An 8,443-nucleotide genomic window follows, 5' to 3' on the forward strand; every position below is an offset into this window, starting at 1 on the left:
GTTCTTTCTCTTAAAATTTACCGCGAAATCACGCACGCTAGCCCTATTTATCAAATTTTAAGTATTTACTATCGCAATCTTCAAAATAAATATACTCATTCATAGAGTTTCCGTAGTTTTGTATAGCTATACTACCGTTTTCATACATCCCGTCAATCTTTTTAAATTTTATATAAAATATAACTTAAAATTAAAATTTATTTTTTAAATAAAGAATTTTTCATAAAAGATTAAGTTTCGCACTAGTAATATTACTCAAAATAAATATGCAGAAAATGCATAATTAGAAGGAGAAAGTGATGAAAGAAGGCAAAGTCATCTGTCCTTATTGCGGGACAGGCTGTCAAGTAACCTTGCACGTGGAAAACAACGTCGTCCGTGCCGCCACTGGCGTCGAAGACAACCCCGTTAACCAAGGAAATTTATGTTTAAAAGGCTTTTATGGCTGGGACTACGTAGCAAGTCCAGACAGACTTACAAAGCCACTAATTAGAAAGAAAAATGGTGTCTTTTCAAAAGATGGCGAATTTGAAGAGGCTAGCTGGGACGAGGCACTCGACCTTGTCGTAGAAAAGATGAAAGAGGCAAAAGAGAAATACGGCCCTGACTCACTAGCAGGAAACTTTTCAGCACGCTGTACGCTTGAGGACAACTACGTCGCTCAAAAGCTAATGCGCGCTGTAATTGGCACAAACAACGTCGATCACTGCGCTAGAATTTGACACGCTCCGACAGTAGCAGGACTTGCTAAAACAATCGGAAACGGAGCTGCCACAAATAGCTTTACAGAGATCGGAGTTTATAGTAACTGTATATTAATGATAGGCTCAAACCCAGAAAATGGCCACCCAATAGCAGCTATGCACATCCAAAGAGCGCTAAACCGCGGCGCAAAACTGATCGTTATCGACCCTATCAAGACTGAGTTTGCAAGTAGAGCCGACATCCACTTACAACTAGAGCCCGAGCACAACATCCCTGTTATCAACGCTCTTCTTTACACTATCATCGAAGAAGGCCTTGTAAACGAGGAGTTTGTAAGAGATCACACGATAGGCATCGAGTATGTAAAAGAGGCTGTAAAAGACTATGCCCCAGAAGTCGTGGCTAAATACACAAGGCTAAATCCAGAGGAGATAAGAGCAGCTGCAAGAATGTACGCTACTACAAAACCAGCCGTCATCACCCACGGCATGGGTGTAACTCACTTCAACCACGGCGTTGGTGGAGTTTGTGACGTATCAAATTTATTCTTGATCACTGGTAATATCTGCGAGCTAGGCACTGGCGACTTGCCACTAAGAGGTCAAGAGAACGTTCAAGGCTGCTGCGACATGGGCGTTTTGCCAAATATCTTCCCAAATCTTGGCTCAGTCACCGACCCAGAGCAAAGAGCTTGGTTTGAGAAAATGTGGCACCTTGAGCCTGGATTTTTAAACTCAAAGATAGGCATCCACAAGACAGAAGTGCCTGATGCGATACTTGATGGTAGAGTGCATTTCTTCTGGACTATCGGCGAAAATCCAGTTATCTCTGAGCCAAATACAAACCACTTCTTAAAAGGCATCGCAAATGTTGATTTCTACGTGGTTCAAGACCTATTTTTGACTGAAACTGCTCTAAAAGCTGACGTCGTACTCCCAGGTGTTGCAAGCAGCGAAAAAGAAGGCCTTTATACCAACGCAGAGCGCCGCGTACAGCACAACGAAGCGGTCATCACACCTCCAGGCGATGCTAGACAAGACTGGTGGATCGTTTGTGAGATCGCACGCCGTTTGGGCGCAACTGAGGGCTTTAACTACAACTCACCAGAAGAAATTTGGGAAGAAGTTAGAAAATGCGACCCTAGACGCTATGGTGGCATGAGCTACTACCGCATCAAAAAATATCACGGACTTCACTGGCCATGCCCAACAGAAGATAGCATGGGCGGTCAGAGCTTGTATCTTGATAAGAAATTTTTCACACCTGATGGCAAAGGTCGCTTTGTTCCATTTCTATTTGTGGGTAAAGCTGATGAGATCGAGCCTGCAAAACTTGAATTTGCTAAGAAGATGAACATGTCGCCTGAGTATCCTATAATGGCTGGCTCAGTCGATGAGAAGACCGACGCTGAGTATCCGATACAGCTTCTAACCACTAGAAAGGTCTATCAATACACCGTTGGCACCATGACAAGGCGCTCTAAAGCGATCGAAGAAGGTGGCGACAGTATCGGACCTATCGCTGAGATGAGCCCGTCGCTTGCTGCAAGATATGGTATCAAGCAAGGTGACTTTATAAAAGCGTGGAGCAGACACGGTTACATCGTCGTAAAAGCCGAAGTTACCGACATCGTGCCTGAGGGTATCATACAGATGACTTTCCACTACTGGGAGAGCTCATGCAACGAGTTAACAAGTAGCGGCTGGGACTTCATCAGTAAGACTCCGACATTTAAAGCAGCGATCCAGATCAAGAAGATCGACGAAAAAGAATTTTTAAGAGTTCGCGAGCTAAAACGCGAGAAATTTCAAACTTCTAAAATCATCTACGATGACTTCCACCATCACGGAAATGCAGCGATAAATGAGTAAATTTAGTGAGGCCTCTCGCCTCACTTTTTTATATATAAGATAGGTAGAGATAAATTTAAAGCTTCTACTTAAACGCCAAAAAACTCATAAAATTTCCCCATTTAAACGTGCTTTCAACTCGTTTAAAGCCAGCATTTAGGGCTAAGCTTCTATTTTCTTCCTCGGTGTATGGCACCAGCACATTTTCAAGTGCCTCCCTTTTTTGGGCGATCTCATAGCGTGAGTAGCCTTGCGCCTGCTTGTAGTCCTCGTAAATTTCTATAACGCTTTTTGTAAGCTTCTTATCATCAAAAATGATCTTTTCACTAAACAAAAAAACTCCATTTTCATTTAGCCCATCGTAAATTTTCTGCACCAAATTTGCTCTTTTTGGCGGCCTGATAAACTGCAAAGTATAGTTTGCCAAAACTGCGTCAAACCCTGCCAGCTCGTACTCTGTGATGTCAGCTAGGATAAAATTTATACTAGCGCCATACGCCTTTGCCTTGTTTTTGGCATTTGCCAGCATCGCCTCAGAGTTATCCACGCCGCTTAGCGCAAGGTCATTTCTAAGGTTATTTAGCAAAAGCAGGCTATTTGCCGTCGAGCAGCCAAGGTCGCACACGCTCGCCTCTTTTGGCAAAATTTTAGCTAGCAGCTTTGCATTTAAATTTGAGCTCACGTCGTAAAATGGCACCGAGCGCGAGATCATATCGTCAAAAACGCTCGCCACAAAGTCGTCAAACTCAAACTGCTTGCTTATGGGCTCTTTAAAAATTTCATCTCTCATATGCCAGCTCCGCTTCCATCAAAATATTTTATCGTCTCGTCGCAGTACAGATCGCACACGCCAACACTCTTTCTAGCCTCTAATATATCACACTTTATCTGCTCTTTTAGCTCGTTTAAATTTGCAAATTTTTCATTATCTCTTATGCGTTTTACAAAGCAAACCGCGACGTGCTTGGTCACCTTTGGTGCGACCTCGTCTAAGATGTGCGTCTCAACGCTAAAGCTGCCATCCGTGCTAACTCTAGTGCCTATAAAAGTGACCGAGCCGTAGGTGTATGAGCCCATTCTTGTTCTTGTCGCGTAGACGCCCTCGCGCGGCAGAAGATAGCTCTTGACGTCCAAATTTAGCGTCGCAACAAGCTCTTTTGCGCCGATGCCCTGCCCTTTTACGACGTCTCCCTCGATAGAGTACTCCCTGCCTAGCAGCTTGTTTGCCTCTTTGATCCTGCCTTGCTTGATAAATTCCCTTATCGCTGAGCTATGCACGCCCATACCGTCATAGCAGACCTCATCTACAACGACCACTTCGCCATCAAAAATCCTTTTCAAATCGTGCTTGTCCCACGCTCTGTTTCTGCCAAATCTAAAATCAAATCCAACAACGATCTTTTTTAAATTTTTAAAATCTCGCTTTAAAAGTGCGATAAATTCCTCGCCACTAAGTCCTTTTATACTCTCAAAATCATACAAGAAGCAAGGATAGTTTGAGTACTCGGCTCGCTTTAGCTTTGGCGTGATGTTTGCCTTGTTTTTGTCGATCACGACAAGTCCGCCAAACTCGCCAAGCTGTTTTAAAAGCTGCTTGTGCCCCCTATGCACGCCGTCAAAGTGCCCTATCGCAACGGCAGTGATGTTATCTTTTGTTAAAAGCGTAGAAAAATTCGGCATTTCCTTCCTTTCCTTTGACCTCACACTCTTTGCAAGCTATCAGTTCAAATTTCAAGCTGCTTGCTAGCACTTCAAAGCGCTTCATCGCTAAATTTACAGCCTTAGCGTCGGTTACAACGCCTTTTTTGTTGCGTTTTACGCCAACGCCCACTTCAAACTGCGGTTTAAAAAGAGTGATGATGAGCGAATTTTCGCTTGCAAGCTCACAAATAGCAGGCAAAATTTCAGCCAAAGAGATAAAGCTCACGTCACAGGTTATGAGATCAAATTTGCTTTGATTTTGCTTTGCAAACTCTCTGACGTCAGTCTTTTCATAAATTTTCACTCGCTCGTCATTTCTTAGGCTGGCGTCCAGCTGATCAGTGCCCACATCGACGCCAGTCACGCTCTTTACGCCACGCTCAAGTAAAATTTGCATAAAGCCGCCAGTTGAGCTGCCGATATCAAGTGCGTTTTTGCCAGCTAGGTCAAATTTCATCGCTTCCAAAAAGCTCTTTAGCTTAAGCGCGCCTCGCCCAACGTAAATTTCATCAAGCAGTGAAATTTTAGCCTCACTAACCTCGCTTGAAACCTTGGTGCAAATTTCGCCATTTATTAGCACCTTGCCAGATTTAATGAGCTCGCTCGCCTTGTTTCTACTGATATTTAAAACGCTTGCGACGTAGTTATCAAACCTCAAGTTTTAGCCTCTCATATTCGCTCTCGTCGATCACCAGCACACCTAGCTCATTTGCTTTTTCTAGCTTGCTGCCAGCCTCCTCGCCAGCTAGGACGAAGTCCGTTTTTTTAGAAACTGAGCCAGAAACCTTTGCGCCAAAACTCTCTAGCTCCGCCTTTATCTCATCTCTTGGGCGACTTAGCGTGCCAGTTATAACGACCGTCTTGCCACTTAGCGCATTTGAGATGCTTTGCACCTGCGTCACGCTTGGCTGCACGATCTGGCTTAAAGCTAAAATTTCGTCCCTATTTACCTCGGCAAAGTCGATTAAACTATTTGCCATCTCCACGCCAAAGCCCTCAAGTGCGGTTAGCTCCTCAAAGCTAGCATCAAGCCAGCCCAGCCCAAAACTACTTGCTAGCTTTTTAGCCGCCACCTCGCCGATATGCTCGCAGCCAAGGCCCGTGATAAAGCGCGATAGCTCCGCACCTTTGCTGGCTTCAATGGCATTTAAAAGGTTATTTACCTTTTTCTCTTTAAAGCCCTCAAGCGCCATGAGATCATCAAATTTAAGGCTGTAGATGTCCTTAATGCAGGCAATCAGCCCCTTGTCAAATAGCAAATTTACGATCGCATCGCCAAGTCCGTCTATATTTAGGCATTTTTTCGATGCGTAGTGGATTATCGAGCCCACCACTCTTGCCCTGCAGCTTAAATTTTGGCACTTTACAAAGACCCCTTCATCAAGCAGGTGCGAGCCACAAACTGGGCAAAATTTAGGCCTCTCTATCGCTTGTTCGCTGCCATCTCGTCTATCTTTAAAAACCTTTGTGATCTTTGGTATCACATCTCCTGAGCGGATGATGCCGATGTAGTCGTTTTTCATGACGCCAAGGCGCTCGATCTCATCAAAGTTATGAAGGGTGGCGGATTTTACATTTGCGCCATCTATATTTACCTCATCAAGCACGCCAACAGGCGTTACTACGCCACTTCTACCGACCTGAAGTGCTACGTCTCTTAACCTAGTCACCTTCTCAATGGCTGGAAATTTAAACGCCACCATAAATTTTGGAAATTTGACCGTGTAGCCTAACTCTTCACAGCGCGCAAGGTCATTTACGCGTATCACCATGCCATCCATCATCACGCTCTTTGCGTCGCGATTTGCCAAGAGCTCGTTATATGCGGCCTCAAGCTCATCTTTTTTTAAAATTTTAAAAAATTCATCTCTTTCAAAGCCAAGATCTCGCACAAATTTCATCACCTCGCTGTGATCTTTTAGCCCAAGGCTCTGCTCGCCCACGCCCCAAGGTATGAAAAGTAGTTTTCTTTTAGCAGTGACTGCGCTATCAAGCTGTCTAAGGCTTCCTGCGGCTGCGTTTCTAGGGTTTGAAAGTGGCGCCTCGCCATTTTTTGCGCGCTCTATATTTAGTAGCTCAAAGTCATCTTTTCTTATGACGACTTCGCCACGAATTTCAATGAGCCCTTTGTAGCTAATGCTCTTTGGCACCGAGCTAATGGTCCTTGCATTTTGCGTCACATCCTCGCCTGTAACGCCGTCGCCTCTGGTTATCGCCCTAACTAAAACGCCATTTTCGTAGAGTAAATTTAGGCTCGCTCCGTCAAATTTTGGTTCAGCAACAAAGGTCAAATTCTCCTTCTCGCCGCGCTTTAGCCACGCTTCAAGCTCGCCAAGACTAAAGATATCCTCCATGCTCCACATGCGCTTTATGTGGCTTGCCTTGCTAAAGCCCTCTTTTACGCCTCCGCCCACTCGCTTAGTCGGCGAAAATAGCGAAATTTCACTTGGATTTGCCTGCTCGAAGGCTAAAACCGCGTGATATAGAGCGTCATACTCCTCGTCGCTTGCAAGTGGCTCGTCCTCGTCATAGTAGGCCTTTGCCCACGCATTTAGCGTATCTACCGCTTTTTCATACTCTTGTTTTGTCATTTTTGCTCCAAATTTACACCGCATTTTATCTTAAACATACTTTATAAATGATCCAAATTTAGCTCTCTAGCGTCACATAAATGGGCATTTTTATAGACCTTTGCTATCTCGTCTCTAGCTCTCATCAGCGCAAAGCCAAGCAAATTTTGCCCTCGCCACTTCATAGGATTTTGCGCATTTTGATCTTCAGCACTCATGCCTATGCCCCAAATTTTATCAACAGGGCTTGCCTCGACTAAAATTTTATCCTTTGTCGAGAGCAAAAACTTCCGCAGCTTGGCATTTTGGCTAAATTTTAAATAGCTCGCATTTAGCACAACGCTAAATTTTATCTCGTCCCAGACCTTAGCGTCAAAGCCTCGCACCTGCCTACCAAGCGCCTTCATCTGCGCTGGATCTTTGGCGGATAAAATTTGCTCTAAGGCCTCGTCATCACCAAAACACTCAGCCTTTTTAGCCATCATATATTGCTCGGCGCAAATGTAATGAACCTCGTCTTGCCAAAAGCTAGAGCTATACCACTGGCTTAGACAGCTTGCGCTTATGCCCGCACTCTTTTGATGGCCCCAAAAAAATAGAAATTTATCCGCCTTACCTGCGTTATAGCGCTTCTTAAGCCACTTTAACTCATATCTAGGCTCACGTTCCCAAAGGTCGGTGACAAATTCATCTTTGATAAAAAGCGTGCTTTCATCATCGCCAAGTCTCTCGTCCCAGTATCCACGCCACGTCGCAGGCTCAGCAAAGAGCTGCTGATACTCGATACGCTCATCTTGACTTAGCGTTTTTAGCCACTCATTAAATTTAAACTTATAATCCTCGCCGCAGCCCATCCTCCAGCCGATAGAAAAGGGGCTAATCTGAGGAAATTTGATCCAAGGCGGTGGAAGTAAATTTTTCATCTAGCCTCTTTTTTAGCCAAGCGCCCTACCAAAGCGTGGCTTGGCTCATCGCCTCGTGCATATCAAAAAGCTGCTTATGCTCGGCCACATCGTGCGTACGGATAATCTGCGCGCCGTTTTCAAAGGCTTTTAGATGCAGATAAAGCGAGCCTGGCAAGCGGTCTTTGACTTCGCTTTTGTAGTAGTGATTTATGACTGATTTGCGACTAGCACCAACGAGTAGCGGACAGCCAAATTTCAAAAAATGCTCCAAATGCTTAATAAGCAGCAAATTTTGCTCAGCCGTCTTACCAAAGCCAATACCCACATCAAGCACTATCTTTTTAGCGCCAAGCTCCCTTGCAAGGGTTATCTTTTGCTCAAAAAAGTCTGAAATTTCGCCAATTAAGTCATTGTACTTTGGCGCGATCTGCATCGTGGCAGGGTCTCCTTGCATGTGCATCATACAAAACTGCGCGTCGTATCTTGCAGCAAGCGTGGCAAGAGAGGCATTTGCTGTGATGTCATTTATCATCTTAAAGCCGTGGTTTAGCGCAAATTCTAAGCAATAAGGATCAAAGCTATCAAGGCTAAATTTTGCCTTTTCATGTAAATTTAGCTTGTAAATTTCCTCCACGATATCTTTTATGCGCCTAAATTCCTCCTGTCTCTTATACACATCTCCGAGCCCACGAGACCGTACTAGATCTCGTAT

At 44.5% G+C, this 8,443-nt stretch carries 6 protein-coding genes; 1 reads left to right on the forward strand and 5 read right to left on the reverse strand.

All coding sequences use genetic code 11. The features are described 5' to 3' along the window. Positions 1–299: 299 nt before the first annotated feature. Entirely contained in the window at positions 300–2,576 is a 2,277-nt protein-coding gene (fdhF, locus tag Q0296_RS11515) for a formate dehydrogenase subunit alpha (protein WP_366939714.1), read from the forward strand. Positions 2,577–2,640: 64 nt separating this feature from the next. Here the strand turns inward: fdhF and cmoA are convergent, their stop codons facing one another. Genes cmoA through Q0296_RS01050 form a run of 5 tightly spaced genes read right to left on the reverse strand, consistent with a single transcriptional unit; the run spans position 2,641 to position 7,749 of the window. Continuing rightward, the gene (cmoA, locus tag Q0296_RS01030; RefSeq protein WP_298035716.1) at positions 2,641–3,345 is read right to left on the reverse strand and encodes a carboxy-S-adenosyl-L-methionine synthase CmoA; all 705 of its coding nucleotides are present in this window, start codon (positions 3,343–3,345) and stop codon (positions 2,641–2,643) included. Beyond that, a complete protein-coding gene (locus Q0296_RS01035; RefSeq protein WP_298035717.1) occupies positions 3,342–4,235 on the reverse strand; it encodes a bifunctional riboflavin kinase/FAD synthetase in 894 nt (297 codons plus the stop codon). The genes cmoA and Q0296_RS01035 overlap by 4 nt, the downstream gene beginning before the upstream one ends. Continuing rightward, a complete protein-coding gene (locus Q0296_RS01040) occupies positions 4,201–4,914 on the reverse strand; it encodes a TlyA family RNA methyltransferase (RefSeq protein ID WP_298035718.1) in 714 nt (237 codons plus the stop codon). Before Q0296_RS01040 ends, Q0296_RS01035 begins: the two co-directional genes overlap by 35 nt. Continuing rightward, positions 4,904–6,847, reverse strand: a complete 1,944-nt coding sequence (gene ligA, locus Q0296_RS01045) for an NAD-dependent DNA ligase LigA (protein WP_298035719.1) — start codon at positions 6,845–6,847, stop codon at positions 4,904–4,906. Before ligA ends, Q0296_RS01040 begins: the two co-directional genes overlap by 11 nt. Before the next feature lie 41 nt (positions 6,848–6,888). Continuing rightward, positions 6,889–7,749, reverse strand: coding sequence for an NADAR family protein (locus tag Q0296_RS01050; RefSeq protein ID WP_298035720.1), 861 nt, complete (start codon positions 7,747–7,749; stop codon positions 6,889–6,891). Between the last annotated feature and the right edge of the window lie 694 nt (positions 7,750–8,443).

It is taken from the genome of uncultured Campylobacter sp. (genome assembly GCF_937890585.1).
Taxonomy (GTDB): Bacteria; Campylobacterota; Campylobacteria; order Campylobacterales; family Campylobacteraceae; genus Campylobacter_A.